The organism is Pseudomonas sp. GW822-FHT05A08, from assembly GCF_058800485.1.
In genome coordinates, this window is sequence record NZ_CM179511.1 from 4,015,721 (window position 1) to 4,036,068 (window position 20,348).

The 20,348-nt window shown below is 63.5% G+C and carries 27 protein-coding genes; 16 read left to right on the forward strand and 11 right to left on the reverse strand.

Annotation, left to right across the window (positions count from 1 at the left end):
* Nucleotides 1-45 precede the first annotated feature (45 nt).
* The 3 genes from AC3RCP_RS17880 to AC3RCP_RS17890 all read right to left on the reverse strand — a co-directional run bounded on the left by AC3RCP_RS17880 (nucleotide 46) and on the right by AC3RCP_RS17890 (nucleotide 2,172).
* Nucleotides 46-969: a c-type cytochrome gene (locus tag AC3RCP_RS17880; RefSeq protein ID WP_007921738.1), complete on the reverse strand. Its 924-nt coding sequence runs from the start codon at nucleotides 967-969 to the stop codon at nucleotides 46-48.
* Nucleotides 966-1,637 (reverse strand): c-type cytochrome, encoded by a 672-nt coding sequence (locus AC3RCP_RS17885; RefSeq protein ID WP_492571260.1) that lies wholly within the window; start codon nucleotides 1,635-1,637, stop codon nucleotides 966-968. The genes AC3RCP_RS17880 and AC3RCP_RS17885 overlap by 4 nt, the downstream gene beginning before the upstream one ends.
* Nucleotides 1,638-1,821: 184 nt before the next feature.
* The gene (locus tag AC3RCP_RS17890) at nucleotides 1,822-2,172 is read right to left on the reverse strand and encodes a hypothetical protein (protein ID WP_053261499.1); all 351 of its coding nucleotides are present in this window, start codon (nucleotides 2,170-2,172) and stop codon (nucleotides 1,822-1,824) included.
* Between the two features lie 176 nt (nucleotides 2,173-2,348).
* Between AC3RCP_RS17890 and AC3RCP_RS17895 the strand changes: the two genes are divergently transcribed.
* The 5 genes from AC3RCP_RS17895 to ada all read left to right on the forward strand — a co-directional run bounded on the left by AC3RCP_RS17895 (nucleotide 2,349) and on the right by ada (nucleotide 5,502).
* Nucleotides 2,349-2,651 (forward strand): DUF1883 domain-containing protein, encoded by a 303-nt coding sequence (locus tag AC3RCP_RS17895; protein ID WP_007921735.1) that lies wholly within the window; start codon nucleotides 2,349-2,351, stop codon nucleotides 2,649-2,651.
* Nucleotides 2,652-2,685: 34 nt separating this feature from the next.
* Nucleotides 2,686-2,856, forward strand: a complete 171-nt coding sequence (locus tag AC3RCP_RS17900) for a hypothetical protein (protein ID WP_007921734.1) — start codon at nucleotides 2,686-2,688, stop codon at nucleotides 2,854-2,856.
* Nucleotides 2,857-2,966: 110 nt separating this feature from the next.
* The gene (locus AC3RCP_RS17905; RefSeq protein ID WP_492571259.1) at nucleotides 2,967-3,683 is read left to right on the forward strand and encodes a 2OG-Fe(II) oxygenase; all 717 of its coding nucleotides are present in this window, start codon (nucleotides 2,967-2,969) and stop codon (nucleotides 3,681-3,683) included.
* Complete coding sequence (gene alkB, locus AC3RCP_RS17910) at nucleotides 3,673-4,341, forward strand: DNA oxidative demethylase AlkB (protein WP_101338212.1); 669 nt, start codon at nucleotides 3,673-3,675, stop codon at nucleotides 4,339-4,341. Before AC3RCP_RS17905 ends, alkB begins: the two co-directional genes overlap by 11 nt.
* Nucleotides 4,342-4,428: 87 nt before the next feature.
* Nucleotides 4,429-5,502 carry a bifunctional DNA-binding transcriptional regulator/O6-methylguanine-DNA methyltransferase Ada gene (gene ada / locus AC3RCP_RS17915; RefSeq protein ID WP_101338213.1) on the forward strand — a complete coding sequence of 358 codons (1,074 nt, stop codon included), beginning with the start codon at nucleotides 4,429-4,431 and terminating at the stop codon, nucleotides 5,500-5,502.
* On the opposite strand, the gene AC3RCP_RS17920 is transcribed toward ada, so the two are convergent.
* Together AC3RCP_RS17920 and acuI are read right to left on the reverse strand one after the other, a co-directional pair.
* Nucleotides 5,466-5,954 (reverse strand): GyrI-like domain-containing protein, encoded by a 489-nt coding sequence (locus AC3RCP_RS17920; RefSeq protein WP_101338214.1) that lies wholly within the window; start codon nucleotides 5,952-5,954, stop codon nucleotides 5,466-5,468. The two genes, ada and AC3RCP_RS17920, sit on opposite strands and share 37 nt — an antisense overlap.
* Nucleotides 5,955-6,003: 49 nt before the next feature.
* Entirely contained in the window at nucleotides 6,004-6,987 is a 984-nt protein-coding gene (gene acuI, locus AC3RCP_RS17925; RefSeq protein ID WP_492571258.1) for an acrylyl-CoA reductase (NADPH), read from the reverse strand.
* A 272-nt stretch (nucleotides 6,988-7,259) separates the two neighbouring features.
* Here acuI and AC3RCP_RS17930 point away from each other — a divergent pair, with 272 nt between their 5' ends.
* From AC3RCP_RS17930 to AC3RCP_RS17960, 7 genes are all read left to right on the forward strand, one after another.
* Entirely contained in the window at nucleotides 7,260-8,324 is a 1,065-nt protein-coding gene (locus tag AC3RCP_RS17930; protein ID WP_101338216.1) for an NAD(P)H-dependent flavin oxidoreductase, read from the forward strand.
* A gap of 194 nt (nucleotides 8,325-8,518) precedes the next feature.
* Nucleotides 8,519-9,286 (forward strand): molybdate ABC transporter substrate-binding protein, encoded by a 768-nt coding sequence (modA, locus tag AC3RCP_RS17935; protein ID WP_101338217.1) that lies wholly within the window; start codon nucleotides 8,519-8,521, stop codon nucleotides 9,284-9,286.
* Nucleotides 9,287-9,967: a molybdate ABC transporter permease subunit gene (gene modB, locus AC3RCP_RS17940; RefSeq protein WP_101338218.1), complete on the forward strand. Its 681-nt coding sequence runs from the start codon at nucleotides 9,287-9,289 to the stop codon at nucleotides 9,965-9,967.
* Between the two features lie 3 nt (nucleotides 9,968-9,970).
* A complete protein-coding gene (modC, locus tag AC3RCP_RS17945) occupies nucleotides 9,971-11,059 on the forward strand; it encodes a molybdenum ABC transporter ATP-binding protein (RefSeq protein ID WP_492571257.1) in 1,089 nt (362 codons plus the stop codon).
* Nucleotides 11,060-11,146: 87 nt separating this feature from the next.
* A complete protein-coding gene (locus tag AC3RCP_RS17950) occupies nucleotides 11,147-12,175 on the forward strand; it encodes a DNA topoisomerase IB (protein ID WP_492571256.1) in 1,029 nt (342 codons plus the stop codon).
* Nucleotides 12,176-12,361: 186 nt separating this feature from the next.
* The gene (locus AC3RCP_RS17955) at nucleotides 12,362-14,002 is read left to right on the forward strand and encodes an ABC-F family ATP-binding cassette domain-containing protein (RefSeq protein ID WP_492571255.1); all 1,641 of its coding nucleotides are present in this window, start codon (nucleotides 12,362-12,364) and stop codon (nucleotides 14,000-14,002) included.
* A gap of 70 nt (nucleotides 14,003-14,072) precedes the next feature.
* Nucleotides 14,073-14,282 carry a hypothetical protein gene (locus AC3RCP_RS17960; protein ID WP_007921709.1) on the forward strand — a complete coding sequence of 70 codons (210 nt, stop codon included), beginning with the start codon at nucleotides 14,073-14,075 and terminating at the stop codon, nucleotides 14,280-14,282.
* Nucleotides 14,283-14,524: 242 nt separating this feature from the next.
* Here the strand turns inward: AC3RCP_RS17960 and AC3RCP_RS17965 are convergent, their stop codons facing one another.
* Nucleotides 14,525-14,845, reverse strand: coding sequence for a YbjQ family protein (locus AC3RCP_RS17965; RefSeq protein WP_007921708.1), 321 nt, complete (start codon nucleotides 14,843-14,845; stop codon nucleotides 14,525-14,527).
* A gap of 210 nt (nucleotides 14,846-15,055) precedes the next feature.
* Here AC3RCP_RS17965 and AC3RCP_RS17970 point away from each other — a divergent pair, with 210 nt between their 5' ends.
* Complete coding sequence (locus AC3RCP_RS17970) at nucleotides 15,056-15,382, forward strand: isochorismate lyase (protein ID WP_007921706.1); 327 nt, start codon at nucleotides 15,056-15,058, stop codon at nucleotides 15,380-15,382.
* A 63-nt stretch (nucleotides 15,383-15,445) separates the two neighbouring features.
* On the opposite strand, the gene AC3RCP_RS17975 is transcribed toward AC3RCP_RS17970, so the two are convergent.
* Nucleotides 15,446-15,646 (reverse strand): DUF2188 domain-containing protein, encoded by a 201-nt coding sequence (locus AC3RCP_RS17975; protein WP_492571254.1) that lies wholly within the window; start codon nucleotides 15,644-15,646, stop codon nucleotides 15,446-15,448.
* Nucleotides 15,647-15,760: 114 nt separating this feature from the next.
* Nucleotides 15,761-15,964: a DUF6021 family protein gene (locus AC3RCP_RS17980; protein WP_007921703.1), complete on the reverse strand. Its 204-nt coding sequence runs from the start codon at nucleotides 15,962-15,964 to the stop codon at nucleotides 15,761-15,763.
* Nucleotides 15,965-16,369: 405 nt separating this feature from the next.
* Between AC3RCP_RS17980 and osmE the strand changes: the two genes are divergently transcribed.
* Complete coding sequence (gene osmE, locus AC3RCP_RS17985) at nucleotides 16,370-16,729, forward strand: osmotically-inducible lipoprotein OsmE (protein WP_101338222.1); 360 nt, start codon at nucleotides 16,370-16,372, stop codon at nucleotides 16,727-16,729.
* Between the two features lie 479 nt (nucleotides 16,730-17,208).
* On the opposite strand, the gene AC3RCP_RS17990 is transcribed toward osmE, so the two are convergent.
* On the reverse strand, nucleotides 17,209-17,721 hold the full coding sequence (locus AC3RCP_RS17990; protein ID WP_007921701.1) for a fimbrial protein: 513 nt from the start codon (nucleotides 17,719-17,721) through the stop codon (nucleotides 17,209-17,211).
* A 414-nt stretch (nucleotides 17,722-18,135) separates the two neighbouring features.
* Nucleotides 18,136-18,579 (reverse strand): anti-virulence regulator CigR family protein, encoded by a 444-nt coding sequence (locus AC3RCP_RS17995; protein WP_007921700.1) that lies wholly within the window; start codon nucleotides 18,577-18,579, stop codon nucleotides 18,136-18,138.
* A 115-nt stretch (nucleotides 18,580-18,694) separates the two neighbouring features.
* Between AC3RCP_RS17995 and AC3RCP_RS18000 the strand changes: the two genes are divergently transcribed.
* The gene (locus AC3RCP_RS18000) at nucleotides 18,695-19,156 is read left to right on the forward strand and encodes a hypothetical protein (protein WP_101338223.1); all 462 of its coding nucleotides are present in this window, start codon (nucleotides 18,695-18,697) and stop codon (nucleotides 19,154-19,156) included.
* Nucleotides 19,157-19,397: 241 nt separating this feature from the next.
* Nucleotides 19,398-19,571 carry a hypothetical protein gene (locus AC3RCP_RS18005; protein ID WP_178081071.1) on the forward strand — a complete coding sequence of 58 codons (174 nt, stop codon included), beginning with the start codon at nucleotides 19,398-19,400 and terminating at the stop codon, nucleotides 19,569-19,571.
* Nucleotides 19,572-19,643: 72 nt separating this feature from the next.
* Here AC3RCP_RS18005 and AC3RCP_RS18010 read toward each other — a convergent pair whose 3' ends face one another.
* A complete protein-coding gene (locus tag AC3RCP_RS18010) occupies nucleotides 19,644-20,051 on the reverse strand; it encodes a hypothetical protein (protein WP_101338224.1) in 408 nt (135 codons plus the stop codon).
* Between the last annotated feature and the right edge of the window lie 297 nt (nucleotides 20,052-20,348).

Here is a 20,348-nt window from a genome sequence, read left to right on the forward strand (position 1 = left end):
GCCGAAACCTGGGTTTCGACGGCATCTTTGACAATGGCCGACAGTTTATCGGATGCCCTGGCCAATCAGCACGCCATCTACCGTCTGGCCATACAGATTGACCCCGTCGTTGGCGTGGAACTTGAGCCGGGTCTTCTCGATGGAGCCCTCCACCAGGCGTGGGTCCTGTGGTCGTTCATGGCGGTTGACGAACGCCGCCACGTCCCAGGCCTGCTGGTCGCTCAAGCTGCCGGCCTTGCCCAGGGGCATGTTGTATTTGATAAAGGACGCGGCCGTGTTGATCCGGTGCATGCCCGCGCCCCAGTTATAGGAGTCCTTGCCCCAGAGCGGCGGCATGACATAGTCCGCGCCAACCTTCTGGCCCTGGCCGTTATCGCCATGGCAAACCGCGCATTGCGCCCGGTATACCTGCTCGCCACGGGCCAGGTCGTAGCCCTGGGCCGGCTGCGGCACCTCGGGGTAACCCCGCCCGGGCAACTCGACAGCGATCGGCGCCTTGCTCGCCAGCCAGTAGGAATACACCGACAACGCAGTGATCTCGTAGCTGTCGGCGGCCGGCGGCGTGCCGTTCATGCTGAACTGGAAGCAGCCCTGCAAGCGTTCGGCGTAGGTGTTCACCTTGTTGTTCTTCTTGCGATACGCCGGGTACATCGGATAGGCGCCCCACAGCGGCGCGGAGTTGGCCAGCCGCCCCTGATCCAAGTGGCAGTTGCTGCAATTGAGCCCATTGCCGACGAACTTCGGCGCCAGGCGCTTGGTATCGACGAACAGCGCATAACCGTCGCGGACCATCTTGCCGTAGGCATTGTCCGGTAGCTCGCTCTCCGCCGGTGGCTGGAAATACCCGGGATGGGCAGCGTTCACCGCCGGCTCCCGCAACTGTGATTGGTCCTCCATGGCGACCGCGGCGCCATAAGCCTGGGCCGTCAGCAAGGCGAGGGAAAAGCCCAATAGAAGATCACGCTTCATGGCTTGGACTCCTGGTTATCGGCCTTGGCCAACTGACTGCCGACCTTGGCGAAATAATCGGCCACCGCCGTGATTTCCTCGGGGCTCAGGGCCTTGGCGATGTGTCCCATCAGGTCGTTCGGATCGTTGCGGCGCGTGCCGTCGCGCCAGGCATTCAATTGCCCGGCGAGGTACGCCGCGGGTTGCCCGGCCAACGGCGGAAAGGCGTCTCCCACGCCCACGCCACCCGGCCCATGACAGGTCACGCACTCCGGAACCTGCCGCTCCCAGGCGCCGCGCAAGGCCAGCCTCGCACCCACGCCTTCAGCCAGGGAACTGCGGTTGATCGGCGCTGGCGTCGCAGCCGGCATGGCCGCCAGGGTCTGGCTCACCGCCTCTATCTCGTCATCGCTCAGGGCCTTGGCCAGTGGCTGCATGACCGGGTTGCTGCGCGCACCGCTGCGAAAATCTTCCAGCTGCTTGCGCAGATAACCCGCCGACAATCCCGCCAGGCGCGGAAACCCGGCGGCTGCCAGGCCCAGGCCATCGCCACCATGACAGGCCAGGCACGCCGTGGCGCCGGGCTGCGCTCCACCCTGGGTAAAGACTTTCTGCCCATCCACGGCCTGGGCATTGGCGACAAAAAACAGCATCAGGCTGCTCAGCAGTATTCGATCCACAGGGATCATGGCGAACTCCATTTTTCTAGTTATATTCTTAGGCTTATTTTATATAAGCCTACAAAGAGTAGGCCAATAGACCTTTGGCTACAACGCGAAACCAGCCGGGCCTGCCTTGCCACCGGGCACAAAAAAACCCGCCCTCGCCACGGAAATCCGGGCCAGGGCGGGCTGTTGAAAAATCGCTTGGCCATCAGCCGGAAATGCAGTCCTCCGCCGCCTTGCGGATATCGCCCGGACGCATGGGCACATTGGACATGCTTTCATGCAGCTTGATGCTGCTGCCGCCGGAACGCTCCTCGATATCGAATACCGCGGTCGGGCCCGACGAGACTTTCTGCGGAACGATAATGCGCATGCCGTCCTTATGCGGTTCGACCTGCAACTGACCACGGCTGTCAGCCAGTTTGTCGCTGACACACTTGGCGTACTCCTGCGGCTTTTTCCCTGAAATCACGTTCAGGGTGGGCAATGTCTGGTTAATATCCGAGACCGTCGCACAGCCACTGATCGCCAAAGCCAGAATCAACACACCCCACTTCATACATTTCCTCCGATAAAGACCGTCCGACCGCAGAAATGGCATTTTTCTCCGGATCAGTCAGATTTATCCTAAATAATCGGCAAATAACTGTTTTAAATTGTCAAAGCCGCCTGCCGCGGCCTGATAAACTGCGCCATCGTTTTGATTTTGTAGCAAAAGCCCTTCTGGAGGCGCCCATGAAATTTATCCACCAGCGCGAGCACCTCAACGAAGACGATATCGTCGTCATCGAATGCTCCCAGGTCTGCAACATCCGCCTGATGAACGACGCCAACTTCCGAAGCTTCAAGAACGGCGGACGTCACACCTATCATGGCGGCGCGTTCGACAAATTCCCGGCCAAGATCACCGCGCCGAGCACCGGCTTCTGGAATATCACCATCGACACCGTCAACCGCCGGCCCATCAGCGTTACCCGCAAGCCGAACCTGACCCACTCGATCAAGATCATCCGCCGGTCCAGCTCGAAACTGCGCTGAACCCCGCCCCAGCCCGCGACCAACAGGTATCACCGTGGCCCAAACGACCAAGTACGTCATCAAATACAAACTCAACGGCGAGCGCCGTTTCGAGTTCGCCCAGCTGGAAAGCGGCACTCAGGAAGAAGCCAAGGCCGCGCTGGAAGCCCTGCATGGCCAGACCGACGACGTCATCAGCGACGTCAGCGTGAGCAAGGCGCTGTAAGTCCCTGCCCGTAGAGCCTGTGACGAATTCGAGCGCAAGCGGCGGAGTGTGAGCGGCCCGCGCACTTCCCAGAATGGCGGACCTCAGCCTCTACTCCGGGAACCGCCAGCATGTCCGCCCCCTCCCTCGAACAACGTCTCGCCTGCCTGGACTGGGCCTCGATCGAGCAGCAGCTCGACCAGGACGGCAGCGCGGTGATCGACAACCTGCTCAGCGCCGACCAATGTCACGAGCTCGGCAGTCTGTATCCCCACAGCGAGTTGTTTCGTTCGCGGGTGGTCATGGCCAGCCACGGTTTCGGCCGCGGCGAATACCAGTATTTCGCCTACCCCTTGCCGCAACGGGTCGCCGAATTGCGCGGCCAGTTCTATCCGCGCCTGGTGCCGCTGGCCAATCGCTGGAACCAGCTGATGAATATCCCCGTGCAATACCCGCCCCGGCATGAAGATTTTCTCCAGCGCTGCCACGCCGCCGGTCAGCAGCGGCCGACACCCTTGTTGCTGCAATATGGCCCGCAGGATTACAACTGCCTGCACCAGGACTTGTATGGCGACAACATATTCCCCCTGCAGGTCGCGATCCTCCTGTCCCGTCCCGGGATCGATTTCACTGGCGGTGAATTCGTCATCACCGAACAGCGCCCGCGCATGCAGTCGCGGCCGCAGGTCATCGGTCTGAAGCAGGGTGATGCGCTGATCTTCGCCGTGCATCATCGTCCGGTACCCGGCGTGCGCGGCCATTACCGGGTGACGTTGCGCCATGGCATCAGCCGCCTGCACAGCGGTCGCCGCCATACGCTAGGAGTGATCTTCCACGATGCCCAGTAATTTCACCGGCGAGCTGTTCGGCGAACCCGAGCCGCAACAGGCCCCGCGCACCGAACAGGTCGGCCCGCAGTCCTTTGTGCTTCGCGGCTTCGCCCTGCCCTGGGTCGAGCGCCTGCTGCCGGCCCTGCGCGGCGTGCTGCGCGCCGCGCCGTTCCGGCAGATGGTCACGCCGGGCGGTTTCACCATGTCGGTGGGCCTGAGCAGTTGCGGCCAGCTGGGCTGGACCACTGACCGCAGTGGCTACCGTTACACCGCCATCGATCCGCAGAGCGGCCAGCCCTGGCCGGCGATGCCCGAGGTGTTGCGCGAACTGGCCCGGGCCGCCGCGACCCAGGCCGGTTTTGCCGGGTTCGAACCGGACGCCTGCCTGATCAATCACTATGTGCCCGGCGCCCGCATGTCCCTGCACCAGGACAAGGACGAACGCGATTACGATGCACCGATCGTCTCCGTCTCCCTGGGCTTGCCGGCGGTGTTTCAGCTGGGTGGCGAGCGCCGCAGCGACCGCCCGTTGCGGGTGCCGCTGCTGCATGGCGATGTGGTGGTCTGGGGCGGTGTCGACCGTCTGCGTTATCACGGCGTGCTGCCACTCAAGGAAGGCACGCACCCGCTGCTGGGCCCACGGCGCATCAACCTGACCTTTCGCCGGGCCGGTTGATCCCGCGAGAATTCAAGCGCAAGACTCAGAGTGCCAGGCACCCTGCCCTTGGTTAATCTGAGCGACATCCACCACCGAGTAGAGCCCATGACCATGGTCCAGCCCAAGCCCACCACCGCCAGCGATCCACGCTGGCTCGCCGTCCTGGCCCGTGATGCGAGCGCCGATGGCCAGTTCGTCTATGGGGTAAAAACCACCGGGGTCTACTGCCGCCCCAGCAGCCTGTCGCGTCTGCCACGGCCGGAGAACGTCGAATTCTTCGACACCGCGGAGCAAGCCGAAGCCGCCGGTTACCGGCCGAGCAAACGCAGCGCCAGCGACCAGACCCAGGTGGCCGCGCACCATGCCAGCCTGGTGGCCGCCGCGTGCCGGCAGATCGAGTCGGCCGAAGCGCTGCCCAGCCTGAAACAGCTGGCCGAGCAAGCCGGCATGAGCAGCTTCCACTTTCACCGGGTGTTCAAGGCCGCCACCGGGCTGACCCCGAAAGGCTACGCCAGCGCCCACCGTTCTCGGCGGGTGCGGCGCCAACTGGAGCACGGCCACTCGGTGACCGACGCGCTGTACGACGCCGGCTTCAATTCCAACAGCCGCTTCTACGAAACCGCCGACCAGTTGCTCGGCATGAAACCCAGCGACTACCGCGCCGGCGGCCTGAACGCCGATATCCGCTTCGCCGTCGGCCAGTGCTCCCTGGGCGCGATCCTGGTCGCCCAGAGCAACCGCGGGGTCTGCGCGATCCTGCTGGGCGACGACCCCAATGCCCTGGTGCAAGACCTGCAGGACAAATTCCCGCGGGCCAACCTGATCGGCGCCGACCAGGGTTTCGAGCAACTGGTGGCCAAGGTGGTGGGGTTTATCGAAGCACCGGCGCTTGGCCTGGACCTGCCGCTGGACCTGCAAGGCACGGCGTTCCAGGAGCGGGTGTGGCTGGCTCTCAAGGAGATTCCGCCGGGCAGCACCGCCAGCTACGCCGAGATCGCCCAGCGCATCGGCGCGCCGAAGTCCTTTCGCGCCGTGGCCCAGGCCTGTGGGGCCAACAGCCTGGCGGTGGCGATCCCTTGCCACCGGGTGGTGCGCAGCGACGGTAACTTGTCCGGCTACCGCTGGGGCGTGGAGCGCAAGCGTCAGTTGCTCGAACGCGAGAACTCGTCCGAGGCCTGAATGCCGATGTACACCGACACCGATTCCGGCCCGGTGTACACCTCGAAGTCCGTGGCGAAGCGCCGGCGGACCTGCGGGTTGTCCTCGAAGTAAGCCCAGACCAGGCCCCAGGTCTGGATCACCACGTCCGGCATCGGCCCCTTGGCGGAGAACGCCAGGTACTCGCCGCCCTGCACCTGCACCAACGGATAACCGGCGTTGCCTTCGCCCACCGCTACGCCGGCGGTGACATCGAAGTGCCCCGAGGCATCGGACTCGTAGTTGGAGTACACACCGTAGATGAACGAATCCGACTGCCGGTGACCGATGCTGTCGAACAAGCCTTCGACAAAAAACCGCTCCCACATCGGCCCGATCCGCGCGCTGTCCGCTTGTTGCTCGTCGGCATTGCAGGTGCGTACCTGCAAGCCCGAGACACAGAACGGCTGAACCTCTCGCAGTTTGACATCCATGCTGGGTACTCCTGTCTGGCGTTTATCTGGGTGATCGGCGCGCACGGTATCAGCGATTCACATCCACCACCACGCGCCCGCGCAGCTCGCCGGCCAACAGGCGCGACGCGGCGGCGATGGCTTCGCTGAGGCCGATCTCATGGCTGATCAACGGCAGCAGGGTCGGGTCCAGATCGCGGGTCAGGCGCTGCCAGGCCTCGATCCGTCGGGCCTTGGGCTGGGTCACGCTGTTGATCCCGGCCAGGGTCACGCCCCGCAGGATGAAGGGCGCCACCGACGCCGGGAAGTCCATGCCCTGGGCCAGCCCGCAGGCGGCCACGGTGCCGTTGGCCTTGGTGCTGGCGCAGGCATTGGCCAGGGTATGGCTGCCCACCGAGTCGATCACCGCCGCCCAACGCTCCTTGGCCAACGGCTTGCCCGGCGCGGACAGGCTGGCGCGGTCGATGACCTCGCTGGCGCCCAGGCGCTTGAGGTAGTCCTGCTCGGCAATGCGCCCGGTGGACGCCACCACCCGATAACCCAGCCGGGCCAACAGGGCTATGGCAAAGCTGCCGACCCCGCCATTGGCCCCGGTGACCAGCACCTCGCCCTGGTCCGGGGTCAGGCCATGGCGCTCCAGCGCCAGGATACTGAGCATCGCCGTGTACCCGGCGGTGCCGATGGCCATGGCCCCGGCCGCGCTGAACGCCTGGGGCAAGGGAATCAGCCAGTCGCCGTCCAGCCGTGCCTTCTGCGCCAGGCCGCCCCAATGTCCTTCGCCCACGCCCCAACCGTTGAGCAGCACCGAGTCGCCGGGCTGATAGTCCGGGTGGCTGCTGGACTCGACAATGCCTGCCAGATCGATCCCCGGCACCATGGGAAACTTGCGCACCACCGGGCTGCTGCCAGTGATGGCCAGGCCGTCCTTGAAGTTCAGGGTGCTGTAGGCCACCCGCACCGTCACGTTGCCCTCGGGCAGCTGCTCTTCGCCAATATCACGCAGCGCCGCGCGATAACCGGCGTCGTCTTTCTCGATCAAGATCCCCTTGAACATCACTGCCTCCCACCAGGCCCATGGCCGGGCCGTGAACTTGAGTTTCAGGTTACAAAGTCGCCACCTTCCCAGCCCGGGCGCAAAAAATCCACGCTCTTTTCGTCGTAGGACGCTCGCGCCCTGTCCTGTCTGTAGGAGCGAGGCTTGCCCGCGATAGCGTTATCGCTGGCAACCCGGGTAGCGGCCAAAGTCGACTGGCCTTGATCGCCTGTCACCTGATACAAACCCCGGGTTGCCGTCCTTCTTTTTTTGACGTCGGAGAATCATTCAACATGAGCCAATGGCCTGACACCCGTATTCTCGACCTGCTCGGCATCGAGCTGCCGATCATCCAGGCGCCGATGGCCGGCGCGACCACTACCGCCATGGTGATCGCCGCCGCCCAGGCGGGAGGCCTGGGTTCCCTGCCCTGCGCCATGCTGACGGCCGAGCAGATCCGCCAGGATGTCCAGAGCATCCGCCAGGCGACCCGCGCGCCGCTGAACCTGAATTTCTTCTGCCACCAGAACCCGACACCCGACCCGGAACGGGAAACCCGCTGGAAAAATACCCTGGAACCCTACTACCGCGAGCTCGGCGTCGATTTCGATGCGCCGACCCCGGTCAGCAGCCGCGCGCCCTTCGACACCGTCAGTTGCGAACTGGTGGAAGAACTGCGCCCAGAAATCGTCAGCTTCCACTTCGGCCTGCCGGAGCCGGCCCTGCTCGCGCGGGTCAAGGCCACCGGGGCGAAAATCCTGTCGTCGGCCAGCACTGTCGATGAAGCCGTCTGGCTGGAACAGCACGGCTGCGATGCGATCATCGCCATGGGCTACGAGGCCGGCGGCCATCGGGCGATCTTCCTCAGTGAAGACCTCAACAGTCAGGTCGGCACCATGGCCCTGGTGCCGCAGATCGTCGATGCGGTGCGGGTGCCGGTGATCGCCGCCGGCGGGATCGGCGACGCCCGCGGCATAGTCGCGGCCTTCGCCCTCGGCGCTTCGGCGGTGCAACTGGGCACCGCCTACCTGTTCACCCCGGAAGCCAAGGTCAGCGCCGCCCACCACAAGGCCCTGCGTACCGCCAAGGAGAGCGAAACCGCCCTGACCAATCTGTTCACCGGGCGCCCGGCGCGGGGCATTCTCAACCGGGTGATGCGCGACATCGGCCCGCTCAGCCCCCTGGCGCCGGCCTTCCCCCTCGCCGGTGGCGCGCTGATGCCGCTGCGCGCCAAGGACGACGCCGACTTCGCCAGCCTCTGGTCCGGCCAGGCATTGCGCCTCGGGGTCGAACTGCCGACCGCGGAACTGACCCGCACCCTGGCCGCCCAGGCCCTGGCCAAGCTGACCGGCCGCTAAACCCGGCACGCCGCGACTGCGGTCGCGGCGTTTTGCGCAAAACCTCCATTTGCCCTCAAGGCCGCGCGACCTTTGCAGTTCCGTTCGCTGGCGATTCGCTATATATTTCCGTATACAGCGTTTCACCCACCCCCGGTGCCGTCCATTTCCAATACCGCCAACCGCCCAACGTCCCTTCGCCAATGGAGCTGTTCATGAACCGTCGTCTCTCAGGTTTTGCCCCGACCTGCCTTGCCGCCTTGCTCGCCGCCTGCGCTTTGGGCCCGGCCCAGGCCGCTGAAGTGCAGGTGGCGGTCGCCGCCAACTTCACCGCGCCGATCCAGGCCATCGCCGCCGACTTCGAGAAAGACACCGGGCACAAGCTGGTGGCCGCCTATGGCGCTACCGGGCAGTTCTATACCCAGATCAAGAACGGTGCGCCGTTCGAAGTGTTCCTCGCCGCCGACGACAGCACCCCGGAAAAACTCGACAGCGAAGGCGCCACCGTCAAAGGCTCGCGCTTCACCTACGCCATCGGCACCCTGGCGCTGTGGTCGGCCAAGGCTGGCTACGTCGACAGCCAGGGCCAGGTGCTCAAGGCCAACCAGTACCAGCACCTGTCCATCGCCAACCCGAAAGCCGCGCCTTACGGCCTGGCCGCCACCCAGGTATTGGCCAGGCTGGGCCTGAGCGAGCAGATCAAGGGCAAGCTCGTCGAAGGCCAGAACATCACCCAGGCCTATCAGTTCGTCTCCACCGGCAACGCCGAACTGGGCTTTGTCGCCTTGTCGCAGATCTACAAAGACGGCAAAGTCAGCAGCGGCTCGGCCTGGATAGTCCCGGCCGAGATGCACGACCCGATCAAACAAGACGCGGTGATCCTCGACAAGGGCAAGGACAACCCAGCGGCCAAGGCCCTGGTTGACTACCTCAAGGGACCGAAAGCCGCTGCCATCATCCAGTCCTACGGTTACCAACGCTAAATGCCGCTATCGAGTGCCGACTTTTCCGCCATCTGGCTGACCCTGCAACTGGCGTCGCTGACGACCCTGATCCTGCTGATCGTCGGTACGCCGATTGCGTTATGGCTGTCGCGCACGCGCTCGTGGCTGCGGGGGCCGATCGGCGCCATCGTCGCCCTGCCCCTGGTCCTGCCGCCGACGGTGATCGGCTTTTACCTGCTGCTCGCCCTCGGCCCCAACGGCTCCATCGGCCAGCTCACCCAGGCCCTCGGCCTGGGCACCCTGACCTTCAGTTTCAGCGGCCTGGTGATCGGCTCGGTGATCTATTCCATGCCCTTTGTCGTGCAGCCGCTGCAGAACGCCTTTACCGCGATCGGCAGCCGTCCGCTGGAAGTGGCGGCGACCTTGCGCGCCAATCCCTGGGACACCTTCTTCAGCGTGATCCTGCCGCTGGCCAGGCCCGGCTTCATCACCGCGGCCATTCTCGGGTTCGCCCACACCGTCGGCGAGTTCGGCGTGGTGCTGATGATCGGCGGCAATATTCCCGAGAAGACCCGGGTGGTCTCGGTGCAGATCTACGACCACGTCGAAGCCCTGGAATACGCCCAGGCCCACTGGCTGGCCGGTGCCATGCTGGTGTTCTCGTTCCTGGTGTTGCTGGCGCTGTACTCCAGCCGCAAACCCCGCGCTGGCTGGAGTTGAATCGTGAGTGCATCGATCCATGTGCGCCTCAAGCGCACCTATAAAGATTTCAGCCTCGACCTCGACCTGCAGCTGCCAGGCCGTGGCGTCACCGCGCTGTACGGGCACTCCGGCTCCGGCAAGACCACCTGCCTGCGTTGCATCGCCGGCCTGGAACAGGCCGAACAGGGCCTGGTGCGGATCAACGACGAAGTCTGGCAGGACAGCCAGCGCCAACTGTTCGTGGCGCCGCACAAACGCTCCCTGGGTTATGTGTTCCAGGAAGCCAGCCTGTTCGCCCACCTGTCGGTGCAGGCCAACCTGGAGTTCGGCCTCAAACGCATCCCACGCGCGCAGCGTCGTGTGGACATGGCCCAGGCCAGCGAGTTGCTGGGCATCGGCCACCTGCTGCTGCGCCACCCGCACAACCTGTCCGGCGGCGAACGCCAGCGTGTCGGCATTGCCCGCGCGCTGCTCACCAGCCCGCGGCTGCTGCTGATGGACGAACCCTTGGCGGCCCTCGACAGCAAACGCAAAGGCGAGATCCTGCCGTACCTCGAACGCCTGCATGACGAGCTGGAAATCCCGGTGCTGTACGTCAGTCACTCGCAGGATGAAGTGGCGCGCCTGGCCGACCATATCGTCCTGCTGGAGAACGGCCGCGCCCTGGCCAGCGGGCCGATCGGCGAAACCCTGGCCCGTCTCGACCTACCCTTGGCCCTGGGCGACGACGCCGGGGTAGTGATCGAAGGCCAGGTCAGCCACTACGACGCCGGTTACCAGTTGCTCGCCCTGCAACTGCCCGGCAGCCAGCTGCGGGTGCGGGTCGCCCATGCGCCGATGGTCATCGGCAAGCACTTGCGCTTCAAGGTCCAGGCGCGGGACGTCAGCCTCAGCCTGCAAGCGGGCGAGCACAGCAGCATCCTCAACCGCCTGCCGGTGACGGTCAGCGGCGAAATCCCCGCCGACAACACCGCGCATGTCCTGGTGCGCCTGGATGTCGCCGGCAACCCGCTGCTGGCACGGATCACCCGCTATTCCCGCGACCAGCTGGAGCTGCACCCGGGCCAGCAACTCTGGGCCCAGATCAAGGCGGTGGCCGTGCTCGCCTGAGTCCCCGGCAAATGGGTTGGCACCCCTGTGCCGCGCCGCGGTCAATCGCCAGACAGGCCTGATCGATTGATTGCCAAGGATTCCGCCATGCCCGACAGCCCACTGCACCAAGACCTGCCAACGGACCTGCATTACGTCGACGACACGCAGCCGGGGATCAGCCGCAAGAAAGTGCGCGGCACGTTCGTCTATTTCGACCCGCAAGGCCAGCGTATCCGGGCGCCCGACGAGATCCAGCGGATCAACGCCCTGGCCGTGCCGCCGGCCTATACCCAGGTGTGGATCTGCGCCGACCCGCGCGGTCACCTGCAAGCCACCGGCCGCGACGCTCGCGGGCGCAAGCAGTACCGTTACCACCCGCGCTGGCGGGAAGTGCGCGACGCCGACAAGTACTCGCGCCTGCTGGAATTCGGCAGCGCCCTGCCGCGCCTGCGCCAGCGACTGGAAGCCCTGCTGGCCACGCCCGGCTTCAGCCGCGACAAGGTCATGGCCACGGTCATCAGCCTGCTCGACGCCACGCTGATTCGTGTCGGCAACAGCCAGTACGCCCGCGACAACCGCTCCTACGGCCTGACCACCCTGCGCAACCGGCACGTGGCAATCAAAGGCAGCTCGATCCTCTTCCAGTTCCGCGGCAAGAGCGGCATCGAACACCAGATCAGCGTCAAGGACCCGCGCCTGGCGCGGATCCTCAAGCGCTGCCTGGAGCTGCCCGGACAGAACCTGTTCCAGTACCTCGACGAGAACGGCGAGCGCCACAGCGTCAGCTCCTCCGACGTCAACGCCTACCTGCAGGAGCTGACCGGTGCCGATTTCACGGCCAAGGACTACCGCACCTGGGCCGGCAGCACCCTGGCCCTGGCGGTGCTGCGCGAGCTGCGCTGGGAACCCGAAGCCGATGCGAAAAAGCACATCGTCGAGATGGTCAAGGACGTCGCCCGGCAACTGGGCAATACCCCCGCCGTGTGCCGCAAGTGCTACATCCATCCAGCGCTGCTCGAGGGCTTTGTGCAGGGGCACCTGGCCGCCCTGCCGAGACCGCGCAAACGCAAAGGGCTGCGGACCGAAGAAGTCGGCCTGAGGATGTTTCTCGAGCGCCTGACGCAGCAGACCTGAGGCTTTTCGCAATAGCCGCCCGGGTACCGCCGGGTTGTCATCCGGGACGCTGGCGCGTTAGGCTAGCCGACCTTCCCCGTCACCGGACGATTGCCGACGTGAACAACTAAGCCTTCCAGAAATGTATTCGCGACAAGCCGCCTTGCAGCGCTTGTTGGCCTTTTTCGACATTTTCCGGAGGTGCTGATGACTCACGTCACACGGCTGCCTGCGCTGGTCTCCCTGAACCAGCTGACCTTCCAGTTCGCCCATGGCGAAACCCTGTTCGATTCGCTCGACCTGACATTCGATGCCTTGCCCACCGGCATAGTCGGGCGCAATGGCACCGGCAAGAGCGTGCTCGCGCGCCTGATCGCCGGTGAACTTTCACCGTCCTCGGGCAGCGTCACGCGCTTCGCCCGCGTAGCCTATGTGGCCCAGGAACATCTGGCGCAGGAGGGCCAGAGCGTTGCCCAGGTCGCCGGCATCGCTAAGACCCTGGCCGCCCTCGGGCGCCTCGCCGCGGGCCAGGCCTCGATGGCCGACCTGGCGCAGGCAGATGAGCGCTGGGACCTTGGCGAACGCCTGCGCCGCCTGCTGGACGAGGCCGGTCTCGGCACGGTTGGCCCCGACGATCCGGCCGCCAGCCTCAGCGGCGGGCAACGCGCGCGTATCGCGGTGATCGGCGCCCTGCTCAGCGATGCCCAGCTGCTGATACTCGACGAACCGAGCAACCACCTCGACGAGCCCGGTCGCCAGTGGCTGCTGGCGCAGCTTCGGCAGTGGCGCGGCGGACTGCTGCTGATCAGCCATGACCGCCAGTTGCTGGCGCAGATGCAGCGCATCGTCGAACTCACGCCCCAGGGCACGCGAATCTACGGCGGCAACTACGCGGCGTTCCGCGCCCAGCGCGAAGCCGAGCACGGCGCTGCGCGGGCCGCCCTGGAACACGCCCGAACCGAACGCAGTCGCGAACAAAAGCGCCTGCAGCGCGAGCACGACACTATCCAGCGCCACGCCGCCGGCGCCCGACGTTATGCCGACACTGCCAACATCGCCAGCTTTGAACGGATGAAGATAAAGGGCGCCGCCCGGGACATCATGGGCCATGTACGCAACCGCCAGCAGGGCCACAAAGACAGTCTCGATCAGCAGGTCCGCGACGCCTACGCGCGGCTGGTGCCGCAGGCGCCAACCCTGGTGACGCTGCCCGGCACCGCGGTGCTCCAGGGACAACAGGTGTTCTGCCTGACCCGAGCACAACTGCCCTGGCTGCCGCCCGAGGCCGCTGCCAGCTACCTCGACCTGACCGTCACCGGGCCCATGCGCATCGCAGTCAGCGGGCCCAACGGCTGCGGAAAATCCACCCTGCTGAAGATGCTGGCCGGCGAGATCCAGCCCTTGCGCGGCCAATGCGAAGTGCGGGTGGCCAGCGCCTGCCTTGACCAGCGCCTGTCGCTGCTCGATCCGCAGCGTTCGATCCTCGACCACCTGGGAGCCCTCGACCGGCCACTGCAGGAAGGCCTGTTGCGCAGCCGCCTGGCCTTGCTGCAACTCGACGCCCAGCGCGTGACCCAGCCCTGTGGTCGGCTCAGCGGCGGCGAACGGCTCAAGGCCGCGCTGGCGATTGCCCTGTGGCGCGACACACCGGCCAAGCTGCTGCTCCTGGACGAGCCGACCAACCACCTGGACCTGGAATCGGTGGAAGCCTTCGAAAGCGCGCTGCGCGATTTCCCGGGCGCGATGCTGGTGGTGTCCCACGACCGCGAGTTCCTCGCCGCCATGGCGCCCAGCCACCGGCTGCAATGGACGCCAGCCGGCTGGAGACTGGACGAGGAAAACCAATGAACAGGCTTTTGCACGAATTTCAAAGTTGCTTCTATAGTTGCTCTGAGCAGCTATCAACCAGGGAAGCGCCATGGAAGACATTTTTGTCGTAAAGCGCTGCAACAAGATCATCATCCAGGGTCGACGCGCCGGGGAAGCCGCCCACGGCGCGCCGATCGCCGCCCACTGGTACCGCATCGCCGACACCCGCACCGATGGTTTCATCGGCGATGGCTACGACCTGCAAGAGGACGCCGTGCGCGAATGCCGCCGGCTCAATGCCGCCAGCCGCCGCGCCTGAAACCGTGGACAACCGGGGGCCGCGGCCACTCGCTGGCAATGATGAAATTTCTTTCACTGTGAACCCGCCAAGGCTTCGCTAAAGTGGCTCACGCTTATTGAAGACTCCCGACTGGCCCACCGCTCCCCTGGTGGGTCTTTTTTATGGGCGATCAACAAGGGCCGGGCGGCGGCCTGGCAGAGCATGCCAGGCATAAAAAAGCCCCGCACACGGGCGGGCTGTGCGATGCGGGTAGCCGTCGCTTACTTGAGCCTGACAGCGGTGCCGGTGACAAACACCACCACCATGCCGCCACGGCCGCTGGGCATGCTGATCTCGTAGTCCAGGCCGAGCACCGCATCCGCGCGCAGATCGCGGGCGCGCTCCTTGATCTCGTCGGTCGCCTGCACCCGGGCTTCTTTCAGCGCCCGCTCCAGGGTCTGGGAACGCCCACCGAAAAAGTCGCGCATCCCGGCGAAGACATCCCGCACGACGTTGATCCCCTGCACGGACTCGGCGCTTACGATATCCAGGTACTCGGCGATCTCTCGCCCCGCGATCGCGTGGGTGGTAGTGATAATCACGGCATTCTCCTTTGACCGGCGCGACCCTGCCCTGAACCCGGGCGGGGTCGCAAAAAAACGCGATGGTAACAGACCCTCCGCGGGGGGCGATGGGGAGCATGCCGGGCGCGGTTGCCGCAGCGGCCTGCAAGGCGATGCCAAGGGCGAGCCTGTCCGTGATTAAATCCGCCAGCGGATAACCGCCGATCCTTTCCCACCTGGAGTATTCACATGGATGTCATTCAGTCGCGAGCCCCCGAACAATGCGCAGGCATGGAGGATATCCGCCGCGAGATCGATCGCCTCGACCAGGCTGTCATCAAGCTGCTGGGCGAACGTTTCCGGTACGTCTTGGCCGCGTCGAAATTCAAGACCTCGGAAACTGCCGTGCGCGCGCCCGAGCGCTTTCGCGCCATGCTCCTGCAACGCCGGGAATGGGCCCAGGCCGAAGGCCTGAGCGCCGACGCCATCGAAAAGCTCTACAGCGACCTGGTGCAACACTTCATCGCAGAGGAGCTCAAGGGCTGGAAATCCGCCCAGGCCCAGTCGCCGGCCTGAGGGCAAAAGAAAACCCGACAGCCAGGGAACAAGCCAGGCTGCCGGGCAGGGTCGTGGATGGGGTTATCGGGTATTGGCCCCTCGCGCAGTCTTCTTGGCCTTCGCCTTGTAGGCCGGCAAGGCTGCCGCGTAGGCCAGGGCCTCCTCCCGGGTGCCAAAGGAGCCAAGACGGTCGCCCTTGGTGCAGACCCGCCAGGGGCCGCTGTTGACGCTGACCACGTCATAGCCGTTCATGTGCATCTTGTTCAGCATTGGAACGCTCATAATCGCCTCCCTTTCGGTAGAGATCGGCCGAGGTTGTCGCGAACACCTTACACCCGGTCCGCGCGGGTGGGGGTTCCACCCATCGCCACGGGGCAGGAACGCGCTGCCGGTCTTTCACTTGGGCTTCAGGTTTCCCAGAGGGTCATACGCCCGGGACTTGGGTTCTTTCTCCGGCCTGTTGTCCCTGGGCGCTTTCGCCGGACCTATGGGGTCCACCTGCGGATCGGCCAGATCCGGAGAGTCAGGGTCGAAGCCTAGTTCGTCCTTGCCGGAAGCGTGCTCGGATGAACGCGGGCCCGTTGGCCTGTTCGTACTCATGGATACCTCCCGACCACGATGGAATGTCTTTCAATGAGAGGGCCATTCTCATGCAGGGTGCAAAACAGCTGACGAATGGTAATCGATCAAACAGCGTTTTCTGCCGTGCTTATGGCGTTTTGGCAGGTCTGCCAGAGCCGGATCATCAGCCACGTTATCAGCCCGTACCCAGGCCTGCGTTTCGTCGCCCTGTCGTTGCTAGGGCCATAGCGCAAGCGCACACTGGCTGCAGCTGACGGATCAGCTCCCCCTCTGCAAAAAGCCCGCCCATGCGGGCTTTTTGTCTATCCGCCCTCCCCGCGTCCCGTCTTTCGCGAATACGACCCGCTGCCCTCGTCGCTCGGCTTTACTTCAACTGATGCACCCAGGTGTCTCTTCATGACACCTACCATCGGGAGCCCTGCCATGAACAAAACACTTATCGTCATGACCGCTCTGCTGTCAGCCGTCGCCGGCTGCACCAGCGACGCTCATGTCTACCGCAATCAGCCGCTGGTGGCGAAGGTCGAGACCGGCATGACCCAGGAACAAGTCCGGCAGATCGGCGGCGAACCTGTGGCCGTCACCCCTCGCACCGTGGAACTCGGCACCTGCTTCGACTATGTGTTGACCCAGGCCGGCCATAACCAGCCGTTCAATGTCAGCTTCGACGGCAACGGCAAAGTCGATCACAAAAGCTTCCTCACTTGCGCCGAATGGAGCCACGCCCAGCAGAAAGCCAGGGCTCCAGGCAGCGACACGGGAGACATGGGTGGCGGCTATTAAGCAGCGCTGGCCAGAATTGGCGGCGATTGCGGGTGGGCATGGCCAGATGAAATTTCTTTCACTGTGAGCCGAGCGCCAGGCGGGTAGATTCCACCCTGCTCATTCAACTATTGGCCCGCTCCCCGCGGGCTTTTTTTTGCCTTGCAGGAGGCCCTTGAGAAAGGAGCCAAAGTGGCATCGAGTGGCGGGAAGGCCCGCCGAAGGCAAATTCCAGGCAAAAAAAAGCCCAAGTAGCTGATGGACACTTGGGGCTAAAAATGCATAAACCGTGGTAGGTGAACGCGGGGCTATCTTAACGTCCCGAAGAACATGTAACAATATATTTTGAGGTTATTTTTACCCTAAATATTTTCTAAGCCCTTAAATAACCACATGTTTTTTCTGGCAATGGCCGATTCGTCACCTTGTTGGCGCCAGCAAAAAAGCGCCACCGCCCTTCTTTTCGCATGACTACGCCTGCGTGAACCGCTTGCCCGCCATCAGGCATACAGGATCACGCACTCCGAAAACGAGGAAAACTCACCGGCTTCCACTGGCCCGTTGGCGCTGACCAACCTTGCCGCGAAGGACAGCCTGAAACCCGGTGCCACCGGGTATTCGGCACGCCCTTCATGGCCCAGAAGCACGACTTTTCCCTCGCTGTCCAGCAGCTGAACGCCCACATTGCGTGCGGAGCCGGCCTCTTCATAGTCATTCATCAAGATCACACCATCACTGGTGATGCCATCAAAGTAGACCTGGACCTTGCTCGCCCCCTTGAGCCTGTCTTCGTTCAGCTCGACGCTGAAAAACTGCGGAAGGCTGCCACCCGCCTGAAGCACATCAAGGCTCGATGTACCCAGTTCGACCACCCGCTCCATGCCGCTGGAGCGCCGACGTGAGGCGCCGGGAACGCCACTCGCCCCCAGGCCATTATCAGGATCGATCGTCCACGTGGGAGCGGTAACCCTGGCGCGAAAGTCAAAGAACTTACCAACATTTTGAGTGGGCATTATTTATTCCTTTAATTGAATGCAAACATGCGATCGGTTCAGTCCGGAGCAGCCACCCAGGCCACTCTTCCTGTCTGTCGCCATGCACTTTTTCAATGGACGAAACGCAGCCGGCTCGATAGTCGGTACCCGTCAAAAAAGCGCACACGGCGAACGCTGAAACCTTAGAACGGCGCCAAATCGGCGTCCCTAGGACACTTCCGAAACGCTCCACTCAATTATCAGATCGCGCTGGAATGTTGCTGAAGAGGAGGCTCGGCAAAATCTCCGCCAAGGCGGTTATCCGTACTTGAGCCAACGAAAACAGGGGGCACTGGAATCTAACCAGCATCAGGATGTTGGGGGAGTGCCGGACGCCGCATGTCAGGCAAAAGCCCGGTCTTGCACCGGGCTTGCTGGTGGGCCGGCCCGGAATCAGTCCAGGGCGTCGTGCAGAACTTCGTAGATGATGCCTGTGGCGATGGCGACCAGGATCAAATCAGTGCCGGCCTGTTGCCACTCATAGCCGTCATAGTGAGGTAGGCGGCCGAGCATCCGGCCATCGAGTTTTTTCGCGATGCCCGGCGGCAGTGGCTTGCCTCGGGCCAGGTTTTTCTGGATGCCCGGCGGCAGGGCCGGCCCGGGTGACCAGTAGTCACGACTGTCGCCGATGATCACGCGAACACCACCGACATCGACTTGAGGGCCGTCATACCTCCCGCCCTGCTTGTAGTCCTGGGATTTGTTGCCTTTATTGCCATGTCCGCCCTGATTGCCATGGGGGTTGCCCTTGCCGTTCCCTGGGTCCGCATACAAGGCAGTCGAGCCGAATAAAAACGCGGCGCTTGCTAAAACAGCTACAACCGAACGAGTCGTCATCTCTGCAGTCCTCTGCATGAATCCAGCCGTGGTGCCATTCGTCATGACACCCGAACTATAGACAGCCGATTGCGTCTTAGTTCATGCAAACCTCTCCCTATCTATGGAAGCAATCATGCTTTTAAAGAAAAAAAATCTCGTGACTGCCGTGACCTGTGTACTGATGCTGGCAGCGGCTCCTCTGCTTCCCATGACGTCCGCTTATGCCAAGGACGGCGGTGGCCATGGTGGCGGAAATGGCGGTGGCAACGGCGGGGGGCATGGCGGTGGTAACAGTGGTGGTCATGGTGGCCAGGCAGGTGGTCACTCGGGAGGGGCCAGCAGCAAGGGCCATAACGGCGGCCTGAAAAGCGACCCAGCCGGCAAGTCGGTTCGCAATCTTGGAGAAAATGGCAACCATTACGGCAGCATTCGTAATGACAGCAACGGCCATGGCTCGACCACTTCCGGCGTGGCTCATTCCAAAGATACCCGCGGACTGTCAAAAGCCACTGCGATCTCGGACACCACGCCCGGGGACCACAACTCGAAAGGCCTGGGCAACGCCAGCGTCTCCTCGAGCAAGAATGATCGATAGACCCAGCCTCATGCTCTCCAGCTGAATCGGTTTCAATACCCTCGGTTGGTCAGCATCTCCCCGCATGAAAAGCCCGGCCCAGCGCCGGGCTTTTTCGTTCCTGCCTTCGCCCGGCGGCGCCCTCTTCTACCCTCATGGCTCGGGCACAGATGAAACTATCTTTAAGTAACCTTCATGAAGCGAAGCGTCTGAGTGCCTACCCTTGCGGGACCGACAAAGTGAACTACAGGAGTAACCCACGATGTTTTCCCATGAAGGTCTCGGTCTGATGTCCATCTTCATTGTCCTGCTGCTGTGCGTGCTGGCGGTGTTCATTCATCCTGTGCACGCACTCTGGAACTGGGTTCAAAGGCGTAGACGCAGGTTGTCGGTAGAAAACGCGGGGCGTGAAGGCAAGCCCTATTCTTCACGCTGAACGGGCACCCATCCAATGAGGCCCGGCCATGTCCGGGCTTCTGCTTTCTTGCTTCTACAGAACCGCTCTGACTCAGAGTCGCGCCCTTGGCTGGCGCCGGTCGATCGCAACCGCGATCGCCGCCAGCAGGATCGCCAGGGTGTAGGCAAAGAGCCCCAGGTTGATGCCCAGGATCAACTTCTCAGAGCCATCGGTGAGCACCATCGACCCACCGTAAGACTGCCGAAGCCCGTAAGCCAGCAAGAAGCCACCCGTGACGAACACCGTCAGGAGGCTGGACAGGCGAAGGTTGCTCTTCAACCACACCAGCCACAGGCTGAATGCACCGATCGTCGTATTGGTGAACAGCTGCCAGACCTCATGCAACCGTGCATGCGACTCCCAGGCCGGGTTGAAAACATGAGTCTCATTGATCTCCAGCACCGGCACCACAACGGCGTAGAAGATAATCCCGATCGTCACAAACAGCTTTGCTATCACTGGGAACCTCCTTGTGAGCGCGGCAAAACGCCAGTGCTTCAGCGGCCTATAAGGACACGCAAACGAATAAAGATCACGTTCGATATGCGCCAAAAGTCAGGGGAAAATGACGGTCCGGGCACAGCCAATGGGTACCGCTCGTCCAGACCGTGACGCCCTGTCCCGTTCCTCATCTACACCTTTAACCATGGACTTCCGGTCGTATTCATCCGACCACTTCAGCGCCGCTCTTGGATATGGAGGATTGGGCAGCCGACATTCGATTCGATGGCACACGAAGCGCCATGCGAAACCGCA

Coding starts and splice junctions, on each gene's coding strand:
- AC3RCP_RS17975 (WP_492571254.1), bottom strand. CDS start 15,646: ATGAGCGTTCCAATGCTGAACAAGATGCACATGAACGGCTATGACGTG.
- AC3RCP_RS18000 (WP_101338223.1), top strand. CDS start 18,695: ATGCTTTTAAAGAAAAAAAATCTCGTGACTGCCGTGACCTGTGTACTG.
- AC3RCP_RS17930 (WP_101338216.1), top strand. CDS start 7,260: ATGAGCCAATGGCCTGACACCCGTATTCTCGACCTGCTCGGCATCGAG.
- modA (WP_101338217.1), top strand. CDS start 8,519: ATGAACCGTCGTCTCTCAGGTTTTGCCCCGACCTGCCTTGCCGCCTTG.
- ada (WP_101338213.1), top strand. CDS start 4,429: ATGACCATGGTCCAGCCCAAGCCCACCACCGCCAGCGATCCACGCTGG.
- AC3RCP_RS17970 (WP_007921706.1), top strand. CDS start 15,056: ATGGATGTCATTCAGTCGCGAGCCCCCGAACAATGCGCAGGCATGGAG.
- AC3RCP_RS17880 (WP_007921738.1), bottom strand. CDS start 969: ATGAAGCGTGATCTTCTATTGGGCTTTTCCCTCGCCTTGCTGACGGCC.
- AC3RCP_RS17950 (WP_492571256.1), top strand. CDS start 11,147: ATGCCCGACAGCCCACTGCACCAAGACCTGCCAACGGACCTGCATTAC.
- AC3RCP_RS17905 (WP_492571259.1), top strand. CDS start 2,967: ATGTCCGCCCCCTCCCTCGAACAACGTCTCGCCTGCCTGGACTGGGCC.
- AC3RCP_RS17885 (WP_492571260.1), bottom strand. CDS start 1,637: ATGATCCCTGTGGATCGAATACTGCTGAGCAGCCTGATGCTGTTTTTT.
- acuI (WP_492571258.1), bottom strand. CDS start 6,987: ATGTTCAAGGGGATCTTGATCGAGAAAGACGACGCCGGTTATCGCGCG.
- AC3RCP_RS17960 (WP_007921709.1), top strand. CDS start 14,073: ATGGAAGACATTTTTGTCGTAAAGCGCTGCAACAAGATCATCATCCAG.
- AC3RCP_RS18005 (WP_178081071.1), top strand. CDS start 19,398: ATGTTTTCCCATGAAGGTCTCGGTCTGATGTCCATCTTCATTGTCCTG.
- AC3RCP_RS17980 (WP_007921703.1), bottom strand. CDS start 15,964: ATGAGTACGAACAGGCCAACGGGCCCGCGTTCATCCGAGCACGCTTCC.
- AC3RCP_RS17890 (WP_053261499.1), bottom strand. CDS start 2,172: ATGAAGTGGGGTGTGTTGATTCTGGCTTTGGCGATCAGTGGCTGTGCG.
- AC3RCP_RS17955 (WP_492571255.1), top strand. CDS start 12,362: ATGACTCACGTCACACGGCTGCCTGCGCTGGTCTCCCTGAACCAGCTG.
- osmE (WP_101338222.1), top strand. CDS start 16,370: ATGAACAAAACACTTATCGTCATGACCGCTCTGCTGTCAGCCGTCGCC.
- alkB (WP_101338212.1), top strand. CDS start 3,673: ATGCCCAGTAATTTCACCGGCGAGCTGTTCGGCGAACCCGAGCCGCAA.
- modB (WP_101338218.1), top strand. CDS start 9,287: ATGCCGCTATCGAGTGCCGACTTTTCCGCCATCTGGCTGACCCTGCAA.
- AC3RCP_RS17990 (WP_007921701.1), bottom strand. CDS start 17,721: ATGCCCACTCAAAATGTTGGTAAGTTCTTTGACTTTCGCGCCAGGGTT.
- AC3RCP_RS17995 (WP_007921700.1), bottom strand. CDS start 18,579: ATGACGACTCGTTCGGTTGTAGCTGTTTTAGCAAGCGCCGCGTTTTTA.
- AC3RCP_RS17895 (WP_007921735.1), top strand. CDS start 2,349: ATGAAATTTATCCACCAGCGCGAGCACCTCAACGAAGACGATATCGTC.
- AC3RCP_RS17920 (WP_101338214.1), bottom strand. CDS start 5,954: ATGGATGTCAAACTGCGAGAGGTTCAGCCGTTCTGTGTCTCGGGCTTG.